The sequence below is a fragment of the Paenibacillus sp. M2 genome (assembly GCF_046713495.1).
Classification (GTDB): Bacteria; Bacillota; Bacilli; order Paenibacillales; family Paenibacillaceae; genus Paenibacillus; species Paenibacillus amylolyticus_B.
On the sequence record NZ_CP169648.1, the window covers coordinates 3,945,129 to 3,967,978 of the forward strand.

The following is a 22,850-nucleotide window of genomic DNA, read 5'->3' on the forward strand; positions in this document are numbered from 1 at the left end:
AGAGCACATCCCTGTGCTCTCTGCTTTGCAAAAAGGCAAAGGAATGGCGATCCATTCCTCAGCATGTTGTATTATTGTACCTTTTTCGGTGAGAGGCATCAAATCGATCTTTTATTATTCGTTCAGCGCCAGTTTCAGAGCCTCCAAATTTTGTCTCATCACGCTGATGTAGTCCATTCCCGCCGCTATCTCCTCCTCGGTAAGTCCCTCAATCGGGTTCAATACAGCCGTTTTGGCTCCCACTTCACTCGCGATCGTCTCAGACACTTTGGATGAAACCAGTGTTTCGAAGAAAATGGTCTTCACCTGATGCTCTTTTGCAAAATCAATGACAGATGCCATCTGCGCTGCTGAAGGTTCTTGCTCAGGAGACAACCCTGCGATGGGCACCTGTTGCAATCCATATTCCTTGGCAAGGTAGCCAAATGCAGCGTGTTGTGTGATGAAATCCTTACGTTTGTTATCCGTCACAGCCGCCTTGAAGTCCTGATCCAGTGACTCCAGTTGACCAATGTAAGCATCTGCATTCTGCTTGAACTGTTCAGCATGTTCCGGGGCAGCCTGCGCCAGTCCTGCTTCAATATTGCGCACTTCTTTTACAGCCAATGCAGGTGACAGCCATACGTGAGGATCAAATCCACCGTGATCGTGCCCATGTCCTTCTTCTGCCTCGGCGTCATGATCGTGGTCATGTTCTTCCGTAGTGACTTCAACCGCATGATCGTGGTCGTGTTCCTCTGCAGTCGCTCCATTCGCATGGTCATGATCGTGTTCTGTTGCCTCCGAATCTTCATGATGGTGATCGTGCTCTCCACCTTCAAGCAGGTTGATGCCTTTGCTTGCTTCCACCTGAATGAGCGAAGCGTTGCTTAAACTTCCGGTGACCTGATCCATCCATGATTCCATACCCGCACCGTTGTATACAAGCACATCCGCTTTTTCAATGCTGGCAATATCTTGTGGTGTGGGCTCCCAATCATGAGGCTCCATTCCTGCTGGAACGAGGGTATGCACCTCTGCCAGATCACCTGCCACATTTTTGGTGAACTCGTACATCGGGTAGAAGCTGACCTGCACGTTTAATTTTGCGGTTTCCGTCTCGACTGGAACGGAAGTGCCTGTCGAAGCTGTATTTGCATCAGAAGCGGATTTTTGTCCGCAGCCTGCGACGATAAGTGTAAGACTAAACAACAATCCGAGCGTAGCTTTTTTACTGAATTTCATGTGGTGTATTCCTCCTAGAATGGTTGACCAGAATGACGTGCTGTGATTTCGTTTGTTTACGGTGACGCTTGCGGTTATATCGTGCAATCAGCTTTTGCGCTGATATTCCAGTCAACAGGATGACCAACAGGATGAGTGCAATTGTTCCTCCCGGTGGTGTATTTAGATGGTAAGATGTTGTGAGTCCGCTAAAAATACCGATTAATCCTGTAATTACCGCTACAATGATGGCTGCTGTAAAACTGCGAGACACTCGGAGTGCCAAGGCAGCAGGCAATACAATGAGAGCAGACACCAGTAACACACCGACAATCGGCATGGCTGAAGCTACAGTCATTCCTGTCAGAATGGCAAAGGCAAACGATAAACCTCTCACCTGAACGCCTCCAATGGAAGCTGTCTCTTCATCAAACGTAAAGCTATACAACGGTCTCCGGAGCAGGATGAAAAAAAGTAAACCTATGACACATACTCCTGCCATCATCCACAATTGTATATCGCTAACCGCGACAATAGATCCAAATAAGTATGAGCTGAAGGTCTTGGACAAATTGGTTTTGAGACTCATTAATACCACAGCAAGAGCCAGCCCCGAAGTCATGATGATCGCCACAGGTACCTCGCTGTAGGTTCGGTAACTTCGCCGCAGTTGTTCAACCAGTAATGCACCGATAATTGCAATCGCGAATCCGCAGATCACCGGGTTAAGATTCATGACCGAACCGAGCGCAACCCCTGCGAGTGAGACATGGGATAACGTGTCTGCCATAAGGACCTGCCGCCTGAGCATCAGATAAACCCCGAGAATTGGAGCGATGACTCCAATCAGTCCACCTGCCCAGAAGGCACGTTGCATGAATTCGTATTCAAACACTGCCATTCCTCACTTTCTTGCCGCTCCAAAGTAATCGTTCGATCCAATCGATCTCCCATCTCTTCCAGTCCGTGAGTAACCATAATAATCGTTATCCCATGGACATCGGCATAGTGGCGCATCAGATTGTAGAATCCTTCACGACTGTGGCGGTCCATTCCCGTTGTAGGCTCATCCAGTACCAGAACCTGCGGTTGCCCAGCCATAGCTCTTGCAATACAGATCCGTTGCTTCTGTCCACCAGACAGCTCACCGACTCGTGTATTCCGATACTCCCACATGCCAACTTCACGCAAACTGCGTTCAACTATGACATCCTGCTCTACTGTGAATCTGCGGAATAGTCCCAGCCTGGTGTAACATCCTGACCGAACAAGTTCAATCACCGTACTGGGAAATCCACTATTAAACGATGCCACCTGCTGGGGCACATAACCGATATTCGAGTTGTTCCCACGTTTCAACTGCGGATTCATATGTATCGTGCCGCTCCAGGGCTTCAATAGCCCTAGCAGCAGCTTTAACAGGGTCGTTTTGGCAGAACCATTGGGACCTGTGATACCTATGAACTCTCCCACATGGATATCCAGCGACAGTTGATCAATGACCGGCTCTTTGCCATATCCAAATACAACATCACGCATGGATGATAGAATCATGCCAATCCCTCTTTTCGTAAATATTACGATTTAAAAACAACAAAAAAATTTTATCTGGTTTCCCGGTGGATCGTCATTTTCTTCAAACGTGGGGAGTATTTCTTCATCTCAAGTCTCTCCGGATGGTTCCGTTTGTTCTTGGTTGTTGTGTAGTTGCGGTCCCCGCACTCGGTGCAAGCTAAGGTTACAATGACTCTCATGGTTGTTGCCTCCTCTTATTTAATCGTAATTATTACTATTTAAAGATAGTAGCCTATGCCTTTTCTTTTGTCAACTCCATATCTGCGAAAGTAAAATTTTGTATGCACATTATAATTACATATGATATACTGCTTTGGTATCATTATACTTTACCTACGGAGGAACTAGATGAAGATCAAAAAATCAACTTTTATTGGGTCATTGGTAGCATGCAGTTTGGCTTTCGGTGCCCTCGGTGTAGCAGCTTCAAACGGAATTCAAGATATTGAAGCAGCACTCGACAGCAACATTAGCTTTAAAGTAAACGGTTTGTCTTGGACACCCAAGAATGAAACCGGAGACAAACTGAATGCACTGGTATATGACGGTGATGTTTACCTGCCTGTAAGTACCACAGCAGAAGCGCTGGGAGCCAACGTATCTCTGAATGTTAGCAACAAAGTTGTAAGTATCACTAATTCAGGTAGCGGTAAGTCAAGCAGTTCGAGTAGTAATAACAGCAGTACAGGTACCAAAGGTTCTGAAGATTCAAGTAAACCAAGTAGTTCAAGTAATTCAAGCACTTCTGGCTCAATCAAGATGACTGGAACTGACGCTCAGATGATAGTCAAATTGCAAAAAGAATCTTTAACATTGATCAAAATGTATGGTAAAGCACTTAAAACAGGTAGCACTAGTGAATTTGATAAATACATAGATGCTAAAGTTATTGAAAATCCCGAGATCGACATTTTTGATCTGGGTAAGCAATCCCAGAAAGATAAATTTAAGACTACAGTCAAAGGTATCATTGCAGCAAATGATAAAAAAACGCTGACTAAATATGCTGATCAGTTGATTAATGTGAAATCAGCTGATTTTAAAGTGATTGCAATGAATGACAAAACCAAAACAAGACACAGTTACAAAGCCATTTATTATCCACAAGGATGGACAGGTTCCTATGGAGTGTACCTTACCTTTGTGTTTAGTCCGCAAAAAAGTGGCAACGGTGATTTTTATCTTGGCGATTTGTACTTTAGCTAAAGTCCTTAATACATTATAATCATTGATCTTCAGGGGCATTATTGCACTTGAAGATCTTTTCTTTTCACTTCAACTCCACGCTGGAAAAGGATCTTTCAGTTCACGCCAGTTCATCCCCATTTCCTCCTCCGTAAGAAGAGTCTCATCCAATGTACGTTCAATCTCTACCCGATCCATATCAATGCCGATAAATACTAATTTGGTTACACGGTCACTCCACTCATCATCCCAGTCTGGTATGCTTGGCAGCGTGTCGCCAAAATGAAGTTGCCTTTCCTCCTCACTCATCGCACCTACCCATATTCCTGCGGGCGCAAGCTGCTTTGATGTGCCTGCATGACTGAAAGAGATCGCCATATGGTTCCTTGTTGCCAGCCACATCAGGCCTTTGGATCGCACGATATTATCTGGCCATTTCGCAATCCAACGCAGCAATCGTTCCGGGTGGAATGGACGTTTACGATGATAGACAAATGAATGAATTCCATATTCTTCAGTCTCCGGGGTATGTTCCTCTTTCATTAATTCGCGGATCCAACCCGCGGACTGGCTTGCTTTTTCAAAATCAAAACGTCCCGTATTCATTATCTCTCTTGGATCAATCTGCCCATGTGTTGTTCGAATGAGCTTGGCTTCCGGTTGCATGGCATGTAGTGCCTTCTCAAGCTTCGAAAGTTCTTTCTCCGAAACCAAATCACATTTGTTCAGAATCAGCACATCACAGAATTCCACCTGATCCGTCAGCAGATGAACGATTCCGCGAACATCGTCCTCCCCCGCTTGCTGTCCACGATCCTTCAATGTCTCTTTGGAATAAAAGTCACGCCAGAACTGAGCAGCATCGACTACCGTAACCATCGTGTCGAGTCGGGTGAATTTCGTCAAATCAATGCCAAGTTCCTCGTCGATATACGTAAACGTCTGCGCAACAGGTACCGGCTCACCAATACCCGTCGATTCGATCAATATGTAGTCAAAAGAACCATCAAGCGCCAGCCGCTCAACTTCTTTCAGCAGATCCTCCCGTAAGGTGCAGCAAATGCAACCATTGGACATCTCTACCAGTCTCTCATCAATACGTGATAATCCTCCACCATCTCGTATTAAACCTGCATCGATGTTAACCTCACTGAGATCATTAACGATAACAGCAACCCGCATCCCCTCGCGGTTATGAAGCACATGATTGAGAAGTGTAGTTTTGCCTGCACCCAAATATCCACTAAGTACGGTTACTGGAACCCGCTGTTGAACCTGCTGATCTGACATTTCTGCTTCCTCCACTCTGTTTAAGTTGTAACTTTAATCGTAATTATTACTATTAATGATGATCAATCCGAACTATACCGCAATTTTCTTTAGGTTGTCAACTCTAATATGATGAAGAATCTTGATTAATCGTAAAAATGTTGATTAGAACCTAGGAATGATGTATGTTGCCGCACGTACAAGCATATATTTTAGCAAAGTCCTAGTTGTGGAGGTCTGTTTCATGAAAATGGCAGCCAATCTGAAGCTCCTGTCCTTCCTGGTCCCTTGTGCATTTCTTATTCCCGTGTTGATCACAATGGCTCCAGACTTGAAGGAAGCATGGAACAGTGAAGCTTTGCAAAATATGAAAACCGTATTCATAGGTATCTTTCTTGAAGCCGCACCATTTCTGCTCATGGGTGTGTTATTGTCCTCGCTCATGCAATGGTTTGTATCCGAAGAAATGGTCCGCAAACTCACGCCCAAGAATCCGATCGGCGGTGTGCTGGTCGCAGGGTTGCTTGGTATTATTTTTCCCATTTGTGAATGTGGCATGATCCCGGTAGTGAGAAGGTTGATGCACAAAGGCATGCCAGCCTATATTGCAGTGACGTTCATTCTGAGTGGTCCCGTAGTCAATCCCATCGTATTTACCGCAACCTTGCTCGCCTTTCCCTCCCATCCTGAGATTACCATTGCCCGCATGGGACTGGCCTTTGCCGTAGCAGCTTCCATAGGCATGCTTGTGTATGTGTTTGTTCGTCGAAATCCCCTTCGGTTGCCAAAAGTCGCAGTGACAGAGGTCAAGACACATCCTGGATTTAAAATGGCTCAACCTCATGCTCATGACCACAACCATGTGAAAAACTGGCGCAGCTTCTTCATTCATGCCGGAGATGAATTCGTCGATATGAGCAAATATCTGGTGATCGGTGCCCTGATTACAGCCTGCATCCAGACATTCATTAGCCGCAGCGATCTCATCTCACTTGGCAATGGCCCTATTGCCTCCTATGTGTTCATGATGGGATTTGCATATGTATTGTCTCTCTGCTCCACGTCTGATGCGTTTGTGGCTTCTGCGTTCTCACATACGTTTGCACTTGGGCCGCTGGTATCCTTCCTTGTGCTTGGTCCAATGCTGGATTTCAAAAGCACCCTGATGCTGCTCTCGACCTTCCGTACCCGGTTTGTTATTGGTCTAAGTCTAGCCATTATCACGCTCGTCTTCGCCGGCTCGTGGTTGATTAATCTGCTGGTCTAAAGGTTGAGCAACATACTTCATGACCTAAATGATTAATCTCATGAACTTTCATCCTGACGATTAATAGAAATGAGGTGATGTTATGAACCACACGATCTATACGATGACCAAACCTCCTGTTCCAAGGTCACACGTCATCCAATGGCATAACCTAATCCGTGCGGTCTGGATCGGCGGTCTTGCGGTATACATTATTCATTTGAATTCAAGTGACTCGCTTCATTATTATTTGGCTCCTACCATGCAAAAACTGCTATTATGCTGCCCTGTTCCCTTAATGTTTATTGCCGTTATCATGGCATGGCATGGACTGTTCGGTAGTAACGAAGTTCATTGCGACTGCGAACATCCACCACCTTCCGGATTCCTACGCAGCTCAATGGTATATGGTCTGATAGCCATACCCTTGTTGCTGGGGTTTCTGTTACCTGATCGGGCTCTCGGCAGCTCTATGGCCAGTCAGAAAGGGATGTCTCTCACCTATGCACCTCCCGAGATTCGTCGAAAAGAGCCTATACCTGAAACAGCAAAATTAAATGTACAAGATCTTGCACAGCAAAAACAGCAACAAACCGCTGTTACATCTACATCGGCCACCAATGTGCAATTTGTACCGCCGGATGAGTATAGCCGCGAATTCGCAGAACTGGCTGAGAAGTTGTATGCAGAACAGGTCATTCGAGTCTATCCTGAAATTTTCTCTGAAACACTCGGTACGATCGACATGTTCCAGCGACAATTTGCAGGCAGAGATATCTCGTTAACCGGGTTCGTTTATCGAGATAAAAGCATGGATCATGAATCACATTTTGCACTGGGACGATTTCTCGTCATGTGCTGTCCAGCTGATGCAGCTCCCTTCGGCGTGATGATTCATATCCCAGAAGCGGATAGTTTCCCTACAGACAGCTGGGTGCAAATCGATGGCACAATCGGCTCCGCACAAGTAGATGGCAAAGATACCATTGAGATTCGGGCCACAAAGGTGACACCTGTAGCCGAGCCATCCACGCCTTACATTTACACAAGTGCAGATTCGGTGATGGCGTATGAGAAAATAAAGAGCCAGTAGTTGCTCGCAATAACTAACAGCATACTTTTCAACGACAAAAAGCCCCAAAGCTATGGATTACATCGCTTTGGGGCTTTCATGTTCAGTCAGACATGAGATTAAATCTCGTCTGCTCTGATTATTCCGTTACGATATCATGAACCAATACAGGAGCATCGGCATGATCTGCAATTGTAATGTTTTCTTTGATCTTCGCGATGACATCTGCTACGTCTTCACGATTGGCATGGATCGTTACGAGGGACTCACCCGCTTTGACTGGGTCTCCGACTTTTTTGTTCAGCATCAGACCAACCGCGAGATCGATCTCAGACTCTTTTGTTGCACGGCCTGCGCCGAGCAGCATTGCTGCAGTTCCGATCTCGTCAGCGACGATTCCGGCAACGTAGCCGTCTTTGTCTGCTGGGACTTCAACCAGATATTGTGCTTGTGGCAAACGATCTGGATGATCCACAACCGAAGCGTCTCCGCCTTGGTTTGCCAAGAAATCTTTGAATTTCTCCAGTGCTTTACCGTTCTGGATCACTTCTTTCAATTTCTCCTCAGCATGCTCCAAGGAATCTGCCTTGCCCGCAAGGAATACCATCTGACGTCCAAGTGCCAGACATAGTTCTTCCAAATCTTTTGGTCCTTTACCTTGCAGTGTGAGGATGGCTTCTTTCACTTCAAGCGCGTTACCAATCGCCAGACCCAGTGGTTGGGACATATCGGAGATAACAGCCATCGTTTTACGGCCAACATTGTTACCGATGCTTACCATGGCATGTGCCAATTCTTTAGCATCTTCCGTTGTTTTCATGAATGCACCAGCACCCGTTTTAACATCCAATACGATTGCATCAGCACCTGCTGCAATTTTCTTACTCATGATGGAGCTGGCGATCAGTGGAATGGAGTTAACGGTAGCTGTTACATCACGCAGTGCATAGAGCTTTTTGTCTGCAGGCGTAAGGTTACCACTTTGTCCGATAACCGCAACCTTATGTTCGTTGACGAGTCGAATGAACTCTTCTTTTTCAAGCTCTACGTGGAAACCAGCAACGGATTCCAGCTTGTCTGTTGTACCACCCGTGTGACCAAGTCCACGTCCGGACATTTTGGCAACAGGAACATCCAGCGCAGCAACAAGCGGAGCGAGTACCAGTGTTGTTGTATCGCCCACACCGCCTGTGGAGTGCTTGTCTACTTTGATACCTTCGATAGCGGACAGGTCAATCGTTTCACCGGAGTTCACCATCGACATAGTAAGATCGGCACGTTCCTTGTCTGTCATATCTTTAAAGAATACCGCCATCGCCCATGCGCTGACTTGATAGTCGGGGATTTCTCCTTGTGTGTATCCTTGAACAACAAAATCAATCTCAGCTGTTGTCAGTTCTTTTCCGTCGCGTTTCTTGGCAATAATGTCTACCATTCTCATGATGATCTCTCCTTGTGTGTGTATTGATTGTATAGAACACTTTGTAGTTAGACCGTTCCGGCCCCGGATCGTTCTTACGATCGCTGTTGTCTCCAAGTTTTTTTTGATCCATTTTACAATGGAGAAAACTCGGAGACAAAGGCGAACGCTTCGCTTCTTCAGAATCGATTCCGGGTCCTTCACTCCGTGCTTAAAACAAAAGTTTCGATTAAAATCAAATGATGATGAATATAAAATGCAACAACATCTTGTCGTCATCTTAGAAAAACACTTTGTGCAACATCGTTCCGGCTCCAGATCGTTCCTGCGAACGCTTCGCTTCTTCAGAATCGGTTCCGGTTCCTTCACTCCGTGCTTAAAACAAAAGTTTCGATCCACATCAATTGATTATGAATAACAATTACAGTGTGATTGCTGTGTCCAGAGCCACTACCATCATGTCGTTGAACGTTTTTTGGCGCTCTTCGGCAGATGTTTCTTCGCCTGTCAGCAAGTGGTCACTTACCGTCAGGATGGTCAGTGCGTTAACACCAAATTTGGCAGCGATAGTGTACAATGCTGTTGTTTCCATCTCTACACCGAGTACGCCGTGCTTCATCAATTTCTCAGTGATGGAACGATCATCGCGGTAGAAAGAATCGGAACTGAACACGTTACCGACATGAATCTTCATGCCTTTAGCTGTTGCACGGTCATATGCTTCTTTCAGCAGAGAAAACGTAGCGATTGGGGAGAAGTCATATCCACCAAATACATGTTTGTTCATGCTGGAATCGGTACATGCTGCTTGTGCAAGGATGACGTCACGTACACGTACATGCTCCTGCATACCGCCACAAGTCCCTACACGAATCAGGTTTTTCACGCCATATTCGCTAATCAATTCGTTAGCATAGATTGCAAAAGACGGAATGCCCATCCCTGAACCTTGCACCGAAATCCGGTGGCCTTGATATGTACCTGTGTAACCGAGCATTCCACGAACCTCGTTGTAACATACAACATCTTCAAGGTACGTATCTGCAATATATTTCGCACGCAGAGGATCTCCTGGCAATAGGATTGTTTCTGCGATATCTCCGGGTTTTGCTCCAATATGTGTACTCATGAATGAATCTCCTCCAGTTATATATTTAGTCTATTATGATGGCAGGAACCGGAGCAGCCTCAACTACTCCGACATCCCCTATCCAGTTTTAAAACCTATTTCAAATCTTTAAGGAAGCTGGTGCCGTATTCCGGCATTTTCACTCCAAAGTTCTCGGCTACAGTTGCGCCAAGGTCAGCAAATGTGCTGCGCAGATCAAGCTGTTTGCCCTCGCTGAAGCGCGGAGAGTAGGCAAGCAGCGGTACATATTCACGTGTATGGTCTGTACCACGGTAAGTTGGATCGTTACCATGGTCAGCTGTAATCAGCAGCAGGTCATCGTTGGTCATTTTGGCAAAAATCTCTGGCAGCCTTGCATCATAGTCTTCAAGCGCCTGAGCATAACCTTGCGGATCACGACGGTGACCGTACAGGGCATCAAAATCAACCAGGTTCAGGAAGCTGAGTCCAGTGAACTCTTCATCCATCGTTTGGGACAACTTGTCCATGCCGTCCATGTTAGAAACGGTACGAACAGCCTTGGTTACACCTTCGCCATCATAGATATCTGCGATTTTACCCAAAGCAATCACATCAAATCCGCTATCTTGCAATTCATTCATTACTGTACGACCAAAAGGTTTGAGCGCATAGTCATGACGATTCGCAGTACGTTTCCAGTTACCCGCTTCACCGACAAATGGACGTGCGATAATGCGGCCGAGCATGTACGGATCTTCAAGTGTAATTTCACGACAGAACTCACAGATTTCATACAATTCCTTCAATGGTACAACATCCTCATGTGCTGCAATTTGCAGAACCGAATCCGCGGATGTATATACGATGAGCGCGCCAGTTTCAACATGCTCCGCACCCAGCTCATCCAGAATTTCCGTGCCGCTGGCCGGTTTGTTACCAATGACCTTCCGGCCCGTTTTCTCTTCAATACGCTGAATCAACTCATCGGGAAAACCATTCTCGAACACACGGAAAGGTGTATCAATGTAAAGACCCATCAGCTCCCAGTGACCTGTCATGGTGTCTTTGCCTCTGGATGCTTCCTGCATCTTGGTGTAATACGCTTTAGGTGCATCCGCTACAGGGACACCCTCTATTTCTTTGATGTTGGACAGTCCGAGACTGGCCATGTGAGGCATTTTCAGACCTCCGCGTTCACGTGCAATGTGACCAAAGGTATCTACATCAAAATCATCAAATTCTGCTGCATCCGGCGCTTCGCCGATCCCTACAGAATCCATAACAATCAGATGTACTCTTTTAAAAGTTGACATAACTTTAAGCACTCCTTCCAAATAATCCAGCTTACAAGAACAGTCCAGTAATAATCGCTGACAGCACGCTGACGAGCGATGCACCGTAAAGCAGCTTCAGACCGAAGCGGGCGACCACATTACCTTGCTTCTCATGGAGTCCCTTCACCGCACCAGCAATGATACCGATGGAGGAGAAGTTGGCGAACGACACGAGGAAGACGGATACGATACCCGTTGTTCTGGCAGACATTGCAGTCTCCTTCAGATTAAGCATAGCGACGAATTCGTTGGATACCATTTTGGTTGCCATAATACTTCCTGCCTGAATCGCTTCTTTCCATGGAACACCCATGATGAAGGCAAATGGTGCAAACACATAACCGAGTAGCTCTTGGAACGAAATGCCAAGCACCGAGCTGAAAACTCCGTTAACAAGTGCAATCAAGGCAACAAAACCGATTAACATCGCAGCTACGATGATAGCAACTTTGAATCCATCCAGGATGTACTCGCCGAGCATTTCGAAGAACGATTGTTTCTCTTCATCCTGCACTTCCAATATATCTTCTTCTTCCGTCACCCGATAAGGGTTAACGATCGAAGCAATGATAAAACCGCCAAACAGGTTCAGTACAAGAGCTGTAACCACATATTTGGGCTCGATCATGGTCATATAAGCACCAACAATGGACATCGAGACCGTGGACATCGCCGAGGCACACAAGGTGTACAGCCGATGTTTTGGCAACAACCCAATTTGTTTTTTCACAGAAATGAACACTTCAGATTGCCCCAATACAGCCGAAGCAACCGCGTTATATGATTCCAGTTTGCCCATTCCGTTGATTTTGCTTAATACCAGACCAATATATTTTATAACAAAAGGCAAGATTCGGATATACTGCAATATCCCAATGAGTGCCGAGATGACAACAATCGGCATCAATACGCTGAGGAAAAACGGCGCCCCCCCGCTCTCTGCACCTACGGTAGTTAAACCCCCAAATACAAATGCGATACCTTCATTCGCATAGTCGAGTAAACTTTTAAATACGGTCGCGAAACCGCCAATTAAAAAAGTACCCACTCCTGTATTCAACAGAGCATAAGCTAGTATAACTTGTAAAACAATCATGATAGCCAGTGGCCGGTAACGTATCTGTTTTTTGCCGTTGCTTGCGATATAAGCCAGTCCAAAAACAACGAGTAAGCCGATAATGGCAATTAGAAATTTCATTTGATCTCTCCTTTGAAGGTAGTTAAGCCGGATGTGGAAATTCAGCTCAAAGGGCTCTTAAGCATTCTTATCAGTAATCTTTCAGAAAACTTATGAAGCGCTTACAATAAGTTCCGTTAATTAGAATTAAGTGTAATTTGTATTCCCTGTACCTGAGTCGAACGCCCAAGTACAGAGAATATAATATTACTTTTATTTATTAAGCTTTTTCTTGATAAGATCTTTTGCTTAATAAGACGATGAAGACTGTTCGCCCTGCATAATCTTCACGCCAGAGCTTGCACCGATACGAGTCGCACCCGCTTCGATCATTTTTTGCATATCTTCCAGACTACGTACGCCACCGGAAGCTTTAACGCCAACATCAGGACCTACAGTACGACGCATCAAAGCGATATCTTCTGGCGTTGCTCCACCTGTGGAGAAACCTGTAGAAGTTTTAACAAAATCAGCTCCAGCTCGCACAGCTGCCTGACAAGCACGTACTTTCTCTTCATCCGTCAACAGACAAGTTTCAATAATAACTTTCACCAAAGCTTTACCCGCAGCCGCTTCAACAACAGCACGAATATCTTGTTCAACGAAATCATCTTTGCCATCTTTCAAAGCACTGATGTTGATGACCATATCGACTTCAGTTGCACCTTTAGCAATCGCATCTTTCGTTTCGAAAGCTTTTGTCTCCGATGTAGATGCTCCCAGAGGGAAACCAATGACGGTGCAGATATCTACGCCAGAACCCTGCAACTGCTCAGCAGCATAAGCAACCCAGCCTGGGTTAACACATACGGAAGCAAACTGATATTGCTTTGCTTCTTCGGTTAACTTGGCCATTTCACTTTGCGTTGCGTCCGCACGAAGCAACGTATGGTCGATCATTTTAGCTAATTGTGGTGTAGTCAATTGAATCTCTCCCTTATCTGAACTAGTTATTTTCTATACCCTTACACTAACATGAACATATGTAAAAATCAACTTGAACTTTTGTTCACAGTTACACTTGTATTTCTTTCTTCGTTATATTTTCTTCCTAAAAAAGCAAAACATCCGCCCCTTTTGTGTGGCAGATGTTGTCAACCATATCCAATTGAAATTAAATTTGAAATTAAAATCGAAGTAATGCCTGCGCTGTGTACTGGTCCGTGACCAGAATATTGGCGTAATGACCTTTGAGCGCGGCGTGAATGGCTTCAATTTTGCGTTGTCCCCCGGCAACAAGAATTGATTTTTCCTTATTTCTCAACTCGGCTAGATCAATTCCAACGGTTCTGCTGTTAATCTCTTCACTAATCAACTGACCTTCCGCGTCGAAAAAGCGTGAACAAATGTCACCTGCACCGGAGTTCATCAGCAATTGTTGCTCTTCTTCATTGAAGTAACCGAGCCTGAACAATAATGCATCTTCTTTCACAGTACCCACAGTAAACAAAGCAATGTTGGCCTGTCTGCCAAGTTCCACGATTCTACCTATATGCCGATCCGCTTCCACCATGTTTTTCACTTCAATGTTGTCGAAAATAACAGGCAGCGGCAGATACCTTGGTACCGTATGGAATGCCTCAGCGAACAAATGAACAATCTCAGCGGCATACGTATTGACATGGGAGTGGCTTACGCCCCCCTTCAATTGCACGACTTCGACACCCTTGACCTGCTTGGGACGAAGTTGGCGTGCTACAGCATGCATGGTTGTTCCCCAAGTCACCCCGATAATATCTGCATCCTGAACCGTCTCTTGAAGATAATCCGCTGCTCGTTTGCTGATATGCTTCTGTATTTCCTCATCACTCTTCAACGGGGCAAAACACACAAGTGCCGTATCCAGATCATATTTTGACTTAAGTTCTCCGGCAATGATGTCGATATCCTCCAGCGGGTCCATAATTTCAATCCGGACATATCCACGATCTTTGGCGTACTGAAGTAACCTTGATACGGTTGGACGCGACACACCCAACCTTGCGGCAATATCCTGCTGGCTATAATCGGACTGATAATACAATTTCGCTGCTTCAATGCTTAATCGTTGCTTCTCCAGGTCCATTCCCATGTGCGCTCATCTCACTCATCCTATTGTCTTTGGAAAATAAATACTCGTCCTGTATATTATACATGGATTGAGTATCTGGTCACTATATAGCATCCAATTTAGTATCATGATCAATCCATTCATATCCCTTTCTGACGTATAAAACAGGGGAAACGATGCATACTACTGCGGTCGCTTCATCATTGCCAAGATCGCTTCACCCCATTAATCGCACAGAGAGGAAGAACAACATGTCTACCTTATTGTATATTACTGCCCATCCTCATGATCACGAAACCTCCTTCAGCATGGCTACAGGCAAAGCGTTTATTGATGCGTATCGTGAAAGTCACCCTTCTGATGAGGTTGTTCACCTCGATCTGTATCGTTCGGATATTCCGCATATCGATGCGGATGTCTTTAGTGGTTGGGGCAAACTGCAATCGGGCAGTGATCTGACTGCTGAAGAGCAGACCAAAGTAAGTCGTTTGAATGAACTGTCGGATCAATTTGCCGCAGCAGATAAATATGTTTTTGTAACACCGATGTGGAACTTCTCGTTCCCTCCTATTCTGAAGGCTTATGTGGACTCGATCTGCGTAGCTGGCAAAACATTTCGTTATACCGAACAAGGTCCTGTTGGACTGTTGTCTGACAAAAAAGCGTTGCATATTCAGGCTCGAGGTGGTATTTATTCCGAAGGCCCAGCGGCTCAGATGGAATCCGGTCATCGTTACTTAAGCATTATCATGTCATTCCTCGGTGTGCCGAAGCTTGATGGCATTTTTGTAGAGGGGCATAATCAGTATAAAGATCGTGCAGATGAGATTAAGCAACAAGCTATAGAGCAAGCACGCACTGTTGCAAAACAGTTTTAAAAAGGTAGTTCAAAAAGTCCGCTTTTGATTACGAATTATGCCTAGGGCATCATCAGCATCGAATATTGGATTCACCCGAAATGTCCGTTGCTCACGTAGCACCCTACGCTCCGCTACTCCATTTCTAGCTTCATCCCATCTTCTCGGTACTGAAAACCGACCTTTTTGAACACTCACTTAAAGTGTAGTAAAACAATCAAAACATAAACAAAACCCGCGTGCGTCCCGGAGATATTCCCAGGAAAACACGCGGGTTTTCAATGTATAATCAACCTAGAGCTTATTGATGTCCAGCGCTGGCACGGCTCATGGTTTCAAGTTTACGTGTGATCGCATGACGGTCTACTTTCAATCCCCAGATCATTTCAATAATCTGCTCTTTCTCCTCAGGACTGTCGGCATGCTTCAGTTGCATTAACAGATCATGCATTTGTTCATTAATGCCTTCAAATTGAATCCATAAATCCTGTCTTACCTCTTTGGAATCCAGATGATGATTGGCATCGACTTCTTCCTTCAATGCTTGCAGAATAGCATCTTTCCATTCGTCATCACCCAGCTGTTTCGCAATGTTCAGGAGATCCAGATAATCGTCAACAAGAAGTGAGTTCAATTCAGCATGTGTTTTCATCGTTTATTGCATCCCCTTTTCGTCTGTTTACCAAGTATTATACTCGGTATTTCAGGATATGCAATAGCTGTCGGAAAAAGTTGCTTTATGTAACCTGTCCCTTCAACCTGTGAACAAGCAAATTACACAAGACAAAACCGATCAAAACATACACACCAATCAAACCCACAATGCCTATCCATCCAAGATGACTGTAAAGCAGTCCGCCTCCTGTTCCACTTACGCTTGAACCAAGATAGTAGAAAAACAAATACAACGCATTGGCCTGGGATTTGTGCTGATTGGCCACGAGTCCAACCCAACTGCTTGCGATCGAATGGCCACCAAAGAAACCAAAGGCAAACAGAGCGAGTCCGATAATCTTGACCCAAAGCGCTGGATGAACGGTACAGACTGCACCCGCCAGAATAATTCCCAGCGCGATTCCAAGCACATGTGATCTGCCGTAACGATCTGCCAGTCGGCCCATCCAGGTGCTGCTTACCGTGCCCATCAGATATACCACAAAAAGACTTCCAACGATAGACTGGCTAAGATGATAGGGTTCACCCGTTAATTCAAAACCGATATAGTTGAACAGGGTCACGAATCCCCCCATCAGGAGAAAACCGAGTCCATACAGGCATAACAGCCTTGGATTGCCACATTGTGACCACAAAAGAGGTATTGGATTTTTGAATCCAGGTGCAGCTTTGACAAAATGACGGGATGGCGGGATGACAAACCAAAAAATAACGGCTGCACACAGTCCAAGAATACCAATGAAACCCACAGCAGCGCGCCAACTGAACCAATCTGTCACCACACCGCTGATGAAACGGCCGGCCATGCCACCTATTGAATTGCCGCTGATATATAGGCCCATAGCATAACCAAGACTTCTAGGCTCAATTTCTTCTGACAGATATGTCATGGCTATCGCTGGCAACCCCGCGAGTGCCACACCCTGGAGAATACGAAGCAGAAGAAGCTCCGTATAACCCGGGCTGAATGCGCTCAGCAAAGCAATAACAGAAGATATCACCAGTGCCGTTGTCATAATAAAGCGTCTGCCCACAGAATCAGACAAGGACCCGATGAACAGCATCGTCAGTGCCATGGCGATCGTTGTAACCGATAACGTAAGACTGGCGTGTGCCGGCGTAATGGAGAATGCGTCGCTAATCTCAGGCATCAGGGGCTGGAGGCTGTAGAGCAAAGCAAAAGTGACAAAACCTCCAGCGAACAGTGCAAGGCTAATGTTACGAAACGTCTTCGTTCCCTGCTGAATCATGGATGTTCCAACTTTCTCAGTAAGAAAGCTTCTTGGATCGACTGTGGCCTGATCGCCGGTCAGTGAAGCCTCCCATTTATCGTTATTTGGTGAACAGTTTCCGCTCCATATGGGTCAGAAACTCATAACCATCTGGCGTTACGACTATTGTATCCTCGATTTGGAATCCACCAGCACCTAGCTCGTAATATGGTACCTCAACACATAACACCATACCGGGCTCCAGTATCCGCTGGTCAACCGGGGAGAGGGTTATATCGTCGTACAGTTCCAACCCGATAGCATGTCCGACATGCTGACGTCGGTAATGTGGAATCCCTTCACGCTGTACGCGAGATACTGCCGCATGGAATACTTCCGACGCCTTGACGCCAGGGCGCACGGTTTCAAGTGCCGTCTCCCATCCACTTTTGACTGCATAAAAATGCTTTTTCATCCAGGCGGTAGGCTCCCCTGCAACAACCGTGCGGCCCGTATCTCCCCAGTATCCTTCCAGCTGCAGGCAGAGGTCGAAACGGACCTGATCTCCAACCTCAATCGTATGAAAATAATTTTCAATGAGTGGCAACGCACTGCGTGGCCCTGCCCCTACCGCTGTCATTGCCGGAGTTCCACCTGCTTGCATCACAGCCAGACGATAATGATCGGCAAGTTGCTTCTCATGAACACCTGCGGCAATCAGGTCAATGAGTTCCTGCTCAATCCGTTCATTTAATTGGGCAGCCTGACGCAGTTGCTCGATTTCAAAAGGTGTCTTGACCAGACGGATTTCTCGGAACAACTTATATGCGGGAATTACCGGTCTGTCAGGAGCCTCCTCCTTGATTCTCGTCAGAATATCGGGAGCAATCCGCATCTCATCGATTCCAATCGGCTGATCTTCGATCTCAAGCTGATTTAATGCAGATTTGAGTGCTTCAACAGGACCTGGATGAATAACCGTCGTCTGCAGGAGAGAATGAAAGAGATCAATGTCGTCAGTGGAAGGTTTGCCTTCGATCGAACCTTCTACGAAGAAATCACTATAGGCAAATATATCCACCCCCGTGATACCAAACTGGGCTACAACGCCCAACCGATTCGTTGGAATGATGATACACGGCTTAGCAGATCTGTCGGCAGGCAGAACCGCATAAATCTGCATGGTCCAGTTGCTTGCACGCAGTTGGGACCCGATGACATAGTGTATGTTCTCCGGAGTAGTTGCGATCAGGGCACTTAGTCCCTGCGCTTTCATCACTTCTTCCGCCCGATCCCGATTCAGACCTGAGCTATGGGATAGATGCTGTGAATTATTCATTTTGATCCAGACCTCCTTTTGTTTTCCTGCGACCAAACAAACTTTCAAGTCCTGGTACAGAGCGCAGCACTAGTTTAATCGTCATAAACAGAGCCAGCGCAAACGCGATCAGAACGACAGACACAACAGCAATTGTTGGGTCCTGCCATTTCTCCATATACAGGAATAGCTGTATTGGCAACGTGTAGCTATCCTGACGGAGCAACAGCAGTGCAGCCTCAACCTGATCGAAAGTGAAGACAAAAGCGATTGACCCTGACAGAAGCAGGGATAGTCGGAGCTGTGGCAGCGTAATTGTGAAAAAAATGCGCATCGGCCCTGCGCCAAGGTCCGCGGCAGCTTCACGATGAGCCGGGTGCAGATTAGCTAACGCACTGCCCACAATAGTGAGCACAAATGGAAGCACAATGACCGCTTCACCCAAAATAAGCGCAAACAGTCCGCCGGCAATATGCATTTTTGAGAATAAAATCAGGTAGGCGATACCCAGTGTAATCTTTGGCATAACCATCGGAGACACAAAAAATGCCCTTAAGATACCCGAGCCCGGGAAAGGGTATTGCACGATTGCTAGCGCTGAAAGTGTACCTGTAATCAAAGCCAGCAGAACCGCCCCTGTCGAAGCAATGAGACTGTTCTTGAATGCATCGAGAAACTGGGTCTGCTCACTCAAATTGGCGTACCATTTCAAGGTGAGACCTTCTGGCGGAAATTTGCTGGCTGAACCTGAGCCTACAGATGTCAACATAATCATCAGCAGTGGCAACAGCAAATAAATCGCTACGGCACCCACAAAGATATAGAGCATCAGCTTGGTGCCCCTGTTCGACTTAACCATATGCCTGACCTCCCTTACGGGAACGACGGAACATCAACATTTCTGCTCCTTTATTCACAAGTAACGAGACAACAATGGAAGACACAAGTAAGAACAGGCTAGCAACCGCAGCCATCGGCCAGTTCGTGTCCAAGGTTCGCTGGTATATAAACACCGGAAGTGTCATGACTCTTCCCCCACCGATCAGTTGAGGTGTGGTGAACGCGGTGAGGCATAACGTGAACACAATCTGTACCCCGCTTGCTATACCTCTTGCCGATAAAGGCAGGGTAATGGTCAGGAATGTTCTCCAGCTGCCCGCCCCCAGATCCTGAGCAGCTGCCTTTAGAGAAGCGTCACTTTGGGACAACACATTCAGAATCGGGAAGACCATAAATGGCAGGAAAATATGGACAAGGGCCACGACAACACCTGTCTCGTTATATATCATGCTGAATCCTTCCTCGGTTAGCCCTAGACGGATGAACAGCCAGTTCATGAAACCCTGTTTGGACAGCAACAGCTGCCATCCATAAGAACGTACAACCGCACTGACCAGTAGCGGTAGGAACGTGAGCAGCAGCAACATTTGCTTCATGCCAGGCTTCTTTAGACCGGCTATGCAATAGGCCAGCGGATATGCAAGCAGAAGACTCCATAGCGTAACCTTGAAGGCAATGCGAAACGTTGTCCCAATCAGCTTCCAGTAATAAGGGTCGGACAGAAAAGCACGATAAGCGCCTAAATCCCAGCCCCGAATAAGCTTTCCATTCTCATACATATCAAAGCTATATCTGCCAAAGATCAGCAATCCGCCCAGATAAACGATGCCCATCAGAGCAAGCGCTGGCAACAGAAGCAGCAACCGGGTTACCCATGTGCGGTTTCCAAAGGAATACAGATTCACGATCTGTTCCGCGATCCGGTTCATATTCTTGCCCCCTGTACACGGTCATCAATGGGTTCGGACAACAAGAGTGCGTCCTCTGGGTAAAAGCCAATTAGTATTGGCTCACCTGGACTATAACGTGAAGCTCCCCGCTGATGCAGCACACTGGCCTGAACTAGAAAACCTTCAGCAATCTGCACACTGTATCGAATATTTGCTCCGCCATAGACCGCTTCAATCACGTGTCCATCCAGCTTGTTTAGGCAATGAGTTGCATCTTCTCCAAGTCGAATATACTCATTGCGGATCGATAAGGAATGTCGTGCTCCCACTTTTGGTACGGCATTGCCATCACTGACTTTCACCAGCAATGAATTGCCAAAACATTCTACCCGAATTCCATTGATATCATCTCCTAACACTTTCGTCTCAAAGAGGTTGGTGTCTCCAATGAACTTGGCTACGAAACTATCGGCCGGTCTTTCATAGATTTCATCAGGGGTTGCGTATTGTAGCAGCTTTCCGGCGCGCATGACGCCAATTCGGTCAGACATGTTCATGGCTTCGCTCTGATCATGCGTTACAAAGATAAACGTTCCGCCGAACTCACGCTGGATGCGTTTCAGTTCACGCTGCATATCTAGACGCAGCTGCATGTCCAACGCCGAGAGAGGTTCATCAAGCAGCAGCACTTCGGGCCTGTTGATCAGTGCGCGAGCAATGGCGACGCGTTGGGCCTGCCCCCCGGACAGCTCGGATACAGCACGCCTGCCATAGTCTCCGAGTTGGACCAGATCAAGTATTTCACCTACCTGCCGTTGGATATCGGCTTTTGGTAGCTTCTTCACCTTTAGTCCATAGGCAATGTTGTTGAATACATCCATATGAGGGAACAACGCAAGCTGCTGAAAAATCATATTGCTATTACGTCCATAAGCCGGAATGCCGGTAACATCCCGACCTCCCAGCATAATGTTGCCCTGATCCGGTTGCTCAAGTCCGCCAAGCATTCGAAGCAATGTGGTTTTGCCACAGCCACTCGGACCAAGCAAGGAAACGAATTCTCCCTTTTTCACTTGGAATGTTACTTGATCAACGGCCGCTCGCTCACCATAACTCTTCGTGACTTCCCTTGTTTCAATGGATATGGTCTCTTGTCCGCTGCTCATCTCTGATTCCCTCCCATCGATTCCGGTTTCAGAACAGAACCCGGAATCGTTTTGTGCCTGGCAACAATCCTTTTATTGAAGCTTTATTTTCACGAGTCGATCCCATAGTTCCTTCCAGGAAGAACTGTTCTGTGCGAGCACATCCCAGTCTGGATTAATGCCGTTACTTTGCGTTTCAACGGAGAATGAAGGATCATCCTTGTACTTGTCTGGAACTGCAGCTGTCGTACTGGTTACTGGCGTACCCGTCGCTTCTGCGTATTGTGACAGCGCCTCTGCGCTCAACAATTCGTTAATGATTTCGTTTGCAACACGTGCCTGATCCGGTGTTGAGCCCTTCACGACCTGTAGTGTGTACGGGAAGGAGATGGCACCTTCGCTTGGATATGCTACGGCAAGTGGAGAACCTCCATCAATCCATGTCTGTGCAACCTGTGCACTGAATGGGGCAATGAGTGCATCACCTGACTCCAGCAGTGCTTTCAGCTGATCATTGGATGAAACCAATGTCCCAATCTGGTCACTGCGATCTGCCCAGAACTGGAAGGCTGGCTCGGGATTTTCATAGGATGCGCCAATTTCTTGACCTTTGGTAGCAATAAGCGGGGAGATATAGGAATAGAACATGTAGTCCCAGAGCGCAGTTTTTCCTTTGAACTCCTCGTTATCCCATAGATCGTTCCAGCTGGTAGGCGGCGTTTTTACCAGGTCTTTGTTATATACCAGGGCGAAGCTCGAAACGCCCCAGACCACACCTTTATTGTCTGGCTTGTGGAAGGACTCCGGGATATCCTTGATATTGGTTACGATGCTTGTATCTAATGGCTCCCACATGTCATCGTTCAAACCTTTAGCCGTCGCATCTGCATTGAAATAACCGAAGTTGACGACCGGATTGTTGGCATTAGCCTGCTTGCCTGCCACCATCTTTGGATACATTACCGAATTGGAGGACTCCTCAAAAGTGACTTCAACGTTGGGATGTTCTTTCACATACTCGGCAACCACTTCTTTAGGAACAACATCCTGATTGGAACCGGCCCAGATAAACATCGTCAGCTTAACTTTGTCTGCGACTACTCCTGAAGAATCACTCTCTCCGGCAGTATTACTTGAGTTACCGGCTCCACCACAAGCGGAAAGCACCAATGTACCGGCCAGTGTCAGTGAGGCGAGGCTGAGAAAGCGTTTTTTGTTTGATTTAAACATGCAATTTCCCCCATCCATGTAGTTGGTTTTATGGTTTTATCGATAAGACGGAACTAGATATCC

General features: G+C 46.4%; 22 protein-coding genes. 4 read left to right on the forward strand and 18 right to left on the reverse strand.

Annotated elements, in window-relative coordinates:
- Positions 1–114: 114 nt before the first annotated feature.
- Genes ACETMN_RS17675 through rpmG form a run of 4 tightly spaced genes read right to left on the reverse strand, consistent with a single transcriptional unit; the run spans position 115 to position 2,957 of the window.
- A complete protein-coding gene (locus ACETMN_RS17675; protein ID WP_091019453.1) occupies positions 115–1,224 on the reverse strand; it encodes a metal ABC transporter solute-binding protein, Zn/Mn family in 1,110 nt (369 codons plus the stop codon).
- Complete coding sequence (locus ACETMN_RS17680; RefSeq protein ID WP_091019455.1) at positions 1,211–2,104, reverse strand: metal ABC transporter permease; 894 nt, start codon at positions 2,102–2,104, stop codon at positions 1,211–1,213. The genes ACETMN_RS17675 and ACETMN_RS17680 overlap by 14 nt, the downstream gene beginning before the upstream one ends.
- On the reverse strand, positions 2,050–2,757 hold the full coding sequence (locus ACETMN_RS17685) for a metal ABC transporter ATP-binding protein (protein ID WP_091019457.1): 708 nt from the start codon (positions 2,755–2,757) through the stop codon (positions 2,050–2,052). The genes ACETMN_RS17680 and ACETMN_RS17685 overlap by 55 nt, the downstream gene beginning before the upstream one ends.
- A gap of 50 nt (positions 2,758–2,807) precedes the next feature.
- Positions 2,808–2,957 (reverse strand): 50S ribosomal protein L33, encoded by a 150-nt coding sequence (gene rpmG, locus ACETMN_RS17690; RefSeq protein ID WP_036613813.1) that lies wholly within the window; start codon positions 2,955–2,957, stop codon positions 2,808–2,810.
- 169 nt (positions 2,958–3,126) lie between these two features.
- Between rpmG and ACETMN_RS17695 the strand changes: the two genes are divergently transcribed.
- A complete protein-coding gene (locus ACETMN_RS17695; protein ID WP_091019458.1) occupies positions 3,127–3,984 on the forward strand; it encodes a stalk domain-containing protein in 858 nt (285 codons plus the stop codon).
- 69 nt (positions 3,985–4,053) lie between these two features.
- On the opposite strand, the gene ACETMN_RS17700 is transcribed toward ACETMN_RS17695, so the two are convergent.
- Entirely contained in the window at positions 4,054–5,253 is a 1,200-nt protein-coding gene (locus tag ACETMN_RS17700; RefSeq protein WP_411734843.1) for a GTP-binding protein, read from the reverse strand.
- A gap of 223 nt (positions 5,254–5,476) precedes the next feature.
- Between ACETMN_RS17700 and ACETMN_RS17705 the strand changes: the two genes are divergently transcribed.
- Positions 5,477–6,499 (forward strand): permease, encoded by a 1,023-nt coding sequence (locus ACETMN_RS17705; protein WP_091019461.1) that lies wholly within the window; start codon positions 5,477–5,479, stop codon positions 6,497–6,499.
- Between the two features lie 103 nt (positions 6,500–6,602).
- Entirely contained in the window at positions 6,603–7,571 is a 969-nt protein-coding gene (locus tag ACETMN_RS17710; protein ID WP_411734844.1) for a TIGR03943 family putative permease subunit, read from the forward strand.
- Between the two features lie 118 nt (positions 7,572–7,689).
- Here ACETMN_RS17710 and ACETMN_RS17715 read toward each other — a convergent pair whose 3' ends face one another.
- The 6 genes from ACETMN_RS17715 to ACETMN_RS17740 all read right to left on the reverse strand — a co-directional run bounded on the left by ACETMN_RS17715 (position 7,690) and on the right by ACETMN_RS17740 (position 14,636).
- Positions 7,690–8,991 (reverse strand): pyrimidine-nucleoside phosphorylase, encoded by a 1,302-nt coding sequence (locus ACETMN_RS17715; RefSeq protein ID WP_036613808.1) that lies wholly within the window; start codon positions 8,989–8,991, stop codon positions 7,690–7,692.
- A gap of 400 nt (positions 8,992–9,391) precedes the next feature.
- Positions 9,392–10,099: a purine-nucleoside phosphorylase gene (gene deoD / locus ACETMN_RS17720; RefSeq protein WP_091019465.1), complete on the reverse strand. Its 708-nt coding sequence runs from the start codon at positions 10,097–10,099 to the stop codon at positions 9,392–9,394.
- 95 nt (positions 10,100–10,194) lie between these two features.
- Positions 10,195–11,373, reverse strand: a complete 1,179-nt coding sequence (deoB, locus tag ACETMN_RS17725; protein ID WP_411734845.1) for a phosphopentomutase — start codon at positions 11,371–11,373, stop codon at positions 10,195–10,197.
- A gap of 31 nt (positions 11,374–11,404) precedes the next feature.
- Entirely contained in the window at positions 11,405–12,592 is a 1,188-nt protein-coding gene (locus ACETMN_RS17730; protein WP_192131191.1) for a NupC/NupG family nucleoside CNT transporter, read from the reverse strand.
- A gap of 228 nt (positions 12,593–12,820) precedes the next feature.
- The gene (gene deoC, locus ACETMN_RS17735) at positions 12,821–13,471 is read right to left on the reverse strand and encodes a deoxyribose-phosphate aldolase (protein WP_076250397.1); all 651 of its coding nucleotides are present in this window, start codon (positions 13,469–13,471) and stop codon (positions 12,821–12,823) included.
- 226 nt (positions 13,472–13,697) lie between these two features.
- On the reverse strand, positions 13,698–14,636 hold the full coding sequence (locus tag ACETMN_RS17740) for a sugar-binding transcriptional regulator (RefSeq protein ID WP_062836066.1): 939 nt from the start codon (positions 14,634–14,636) through the stop codon (positions 13,698–13,700).
- 236 nt (positions 14,637–14,872) lie between these two features.
- Between ACETMN_RS17740 and ACETMN_RS17745 the strand changes: the two genes are divergently transcribed.
- Positions 14,873–15,499: an FMN-dependent NADH-azoreductase gene (locus ACETMN_RS17745; protein ID WP_091019470.1), complete on the forward strand. Its 627-nt coding sequence runs from the start codon at positions 14,873–14,875 to the stop codon at positions 15,497–15,499.
- Positions 15,500–15,779: 280 nt separating this feature from the next.
- Here ACETMN_RS17745 and ACETMN_RS17750 read toward each other — a convergent pair whose 3' ends face one another.
- The 7 genes from ACETMN_RS17750 to ACETMN_RS17780 all read right to left on the reverse strand — a co-directional run bounded on the left by ACETMN_RS17750 (position 15,780) and on the right by ACETMN_RS17780 (position 22,787).
- The gene (locus ACETMN_RS17750) at positions 15,780–16,130 is read right to left on the reverse strand and encodes a hypothetical protein (protein ID WP_036613800.1); all 351 of its coding nucleotides are present in this window, start codon (positions 16,128–16,130) and stop codon (positions 15,780–15,782) included.
- Between the two features lie 85 nt (positions 16,131–16,215).
- Complete coding sequence (locus tag ACETMN_RS17755) at positions 16,216–17,403, reverse strand: MFS transporter (protein WP_091019472.1); 1,188 nt, start codon at positions 17,401–17,403, stop codon at positions 16,216–16,218.
- A gap of 82 nt (positions 17,404–17,485) precedes the next feature.
- Positions 17,486–18,703, reverse strand: a complete 1,218-nt coding sequence (locus ACETMN_RS17760) for a M24 family metallopeptidase (RefSeq protein WP_411734846.1) — start codon at positions 18,701–18,703, stop codon at positions 17,486–17,488.
- Positions 18,696–19,541 (reverse strand): ABC transporter permease, encoded by an 846-nt coding sequence (locus ACETMN_RS17765; RefSeq protein WP_105599046.1) that lies wholly within the window; start codon positions 19,539–19,541, stop codon positions 18,696–18,698. The genes ACETMN_RS17760 and ACETMN_RS17765 overlap by 8 nt, the downstream gene beginning before the upstream one ends.
- Positions 19,534–20,451 (reverse strand): ABC transporter permease, encoded by a 918-nt coding sequence (locus tag ACETMN_RS17770; protein WP_091019477.1) that lies wholly within the window; start codon positions 20,449–20,451, stop codon positions 19,534–19,536. The genes ACETMN_RS17765 and ACETMN_RS17770 overlap by 8 nt, the downstream gene beginning before the upstream one ends.
- A complete protein-coding gene (locus ACETMN_RS17775) occupies positions 20,448–21,578 on the reverse strand; it encodes an ABC transporter ATP-binding protein (RefSeq protein WP_091019478.1) in 1,131 nt (376 codons plus the stop codon). Before ACETMN_RS17775 ends, ACETMN_RS17770 begins: the two co-directional genes overlap by 4 nt.
- Positions 21,579–21,650: 72 nt before the next feature.
- Positions 21,651–22,787 carry a PotD/PotF family extracellular solute-binding protein gene (locus ACETMN_RS17780; RefSeq protein ID WP_091019480.1) on the reverse strand — a complete coding sequence of 379 codons (1,137 nt, stop codon included), beginning with the start codon at positions 22,785–22,787 and terminating at the stop codon, positions 21,651–21,653.
- Positions 22,788–22,850: the final 63 nt, after the last annotated feature.

Bases quoted from the DNA above. Each gene is read 5' to 3' on its own strand.
- ACETMN_RS17745 (WP_091019470.1), top strand. From the start codon at position 14,873: ATGTCTACCTTATTGTATATTACTGCCCATCCTCATGATCACGAAACC.
- ACETMN_RS17770 (WP_091019477.1), bottom strand. From the start codon at position 20,451: ATGAACCGGATCGCGGAACAGATCGTGAATCTGTATTCCTTTGGAAAC.
- ACETMN_RS17675 (WP_091019453.1), bottom strand. From the start codon at position 1,224: ATGAAATTCAGTAAAAAAGCTACGCTCGGATTGTTGTTTAGTCTTACA.
- ACETMN_RS17740 (WP_062836066.1), bottom strand. From the start codon at position 14,636: ATGGACCTGGAGAAGCAACGATTAAGCATTGAAGCAGCGAAATTGTAT.
- ACETMN_RS17730 (WP_192131191.1), bottom strand. From the start codon at position 12,592: ATGAAATTTCTAATTGCCATTATCGGCTTACTCGTTGTTTTTGGACTG.
- ACETMN_RS17715 (WP_036613808.1), bottom strand. From the start codon at position 8,991: ATGAGAATGGTAGACATTATTGCCAAGAAACGCGACGGAAAAGAACTG.
- ACETMN_RS17750 (WP_036613800.1), bottom strand. From the start codon at position 16,130: ATGAAAACACATGCTGAATTGAACTCACTTCTTGTTGACGATTATCTG.
- deoD (WP_091019465.1), bottom strand. From the start codon at position 10,099: ATGAGTACACATATTGGAGCAAAACCCGGAGATATCGCAGAAACAATC.
- ACETMN_RS17685 (WP_091019457.1), bottom strand. From the start codon at position 2,757: ATGATTCTATCATCCATGCGTGATGTTGTATTTGGATATGGCAAAGAG.
- ACETMN_RS17780 (WP_091019480.1), bottom strand. From the start codon at position 22,787: ATGTTTAAATCAAACAAAAAACGCTTTCTCAGCCTCGCCTCACTGACA.
- ACETMN_RS17680 (WP_091019455.1), bottom strand. From the start codon at position 2,104: ATGGCAGTGTTTGAATACGAATTCATGCAACGTGCCTTCTGGGCAGGT.
- deoC (WP_076250397.1), bottom strand. From the start codon at position 13,471: ATGATCGACCATACGTTGCTTCGTGCGGACGCAACGCAAAGTGAAATG.
- ACETMN_RS17705 (WP_091019461.1), top strand. From the start codon at position 5,477: ATGAAAATGGCAGCCAATCTGAAGCTCCTGTCCTTCCTGGTCCCTTGT.
- ACETMN_RS17710 (WP_411734844.1), top strand. From the start codon at position 6,603: ATGACCAAACCTCCTGTTCCAAGGTCACACGTCATCCAATGGCATAAC.
- deoB (WP_411734845.1), bottom strand. From the start codon at position 11,373: ATGTCAACTTTTAAAAGAGTACATCTGATTGTTATGGATTCTGTAGGG.
- ACETMN_RS17765 (WP_105599046.1), bottom strand. From the start codon at position 19,541: ATGGTTAAGTCGAACAGGGGCACCAAGCTGATGCTCTATATCTTTGTG.
- ACETMN_RS17775 (WP_091019478.1), bottom strand. From the start codon at position 21,578: ATGAGCAGCGGACAAGAGACCATATCCATTGAAACAAGGGAAGTCACG.
- rpmG (WP_036613813.1), bottom strand. From the start codon at position 2,957: ATGAGAGTCATTGTAACCTTAGCTTGCACCGAGTGCGGGGACCGCAAC.
- ACETMN_RS17695 (WP_091019458.1), top strand. From the start codon at position 3,127: ATGAAGATCAAAAAATCAACTTTTATTGGGTCATTGGTAGCATGCAGT.
- ACETMN_RS17755 (WP_091019472.1), bottom strand. From the start codon at position 17,403: ATGATTCAGCAGGGAACGAAGACGTTTCGTAACATTAGCCTTGCACTG.
- ACETMN_RS17700 (WP_411734843.1), bottom strand. From the start codon at position 5,253: ATGTCAGATCAGCAGGTTCAACAGCGGGTTCCAGTAACCGTACTTAGT.
- ACETMN_RS17760 (WP_411734846.1), bottom strand. From the start codon at position 18,703: ATGAATAATTCACAGCATCTATCCCATAGCTCAGGTCTGAATCGGGAT.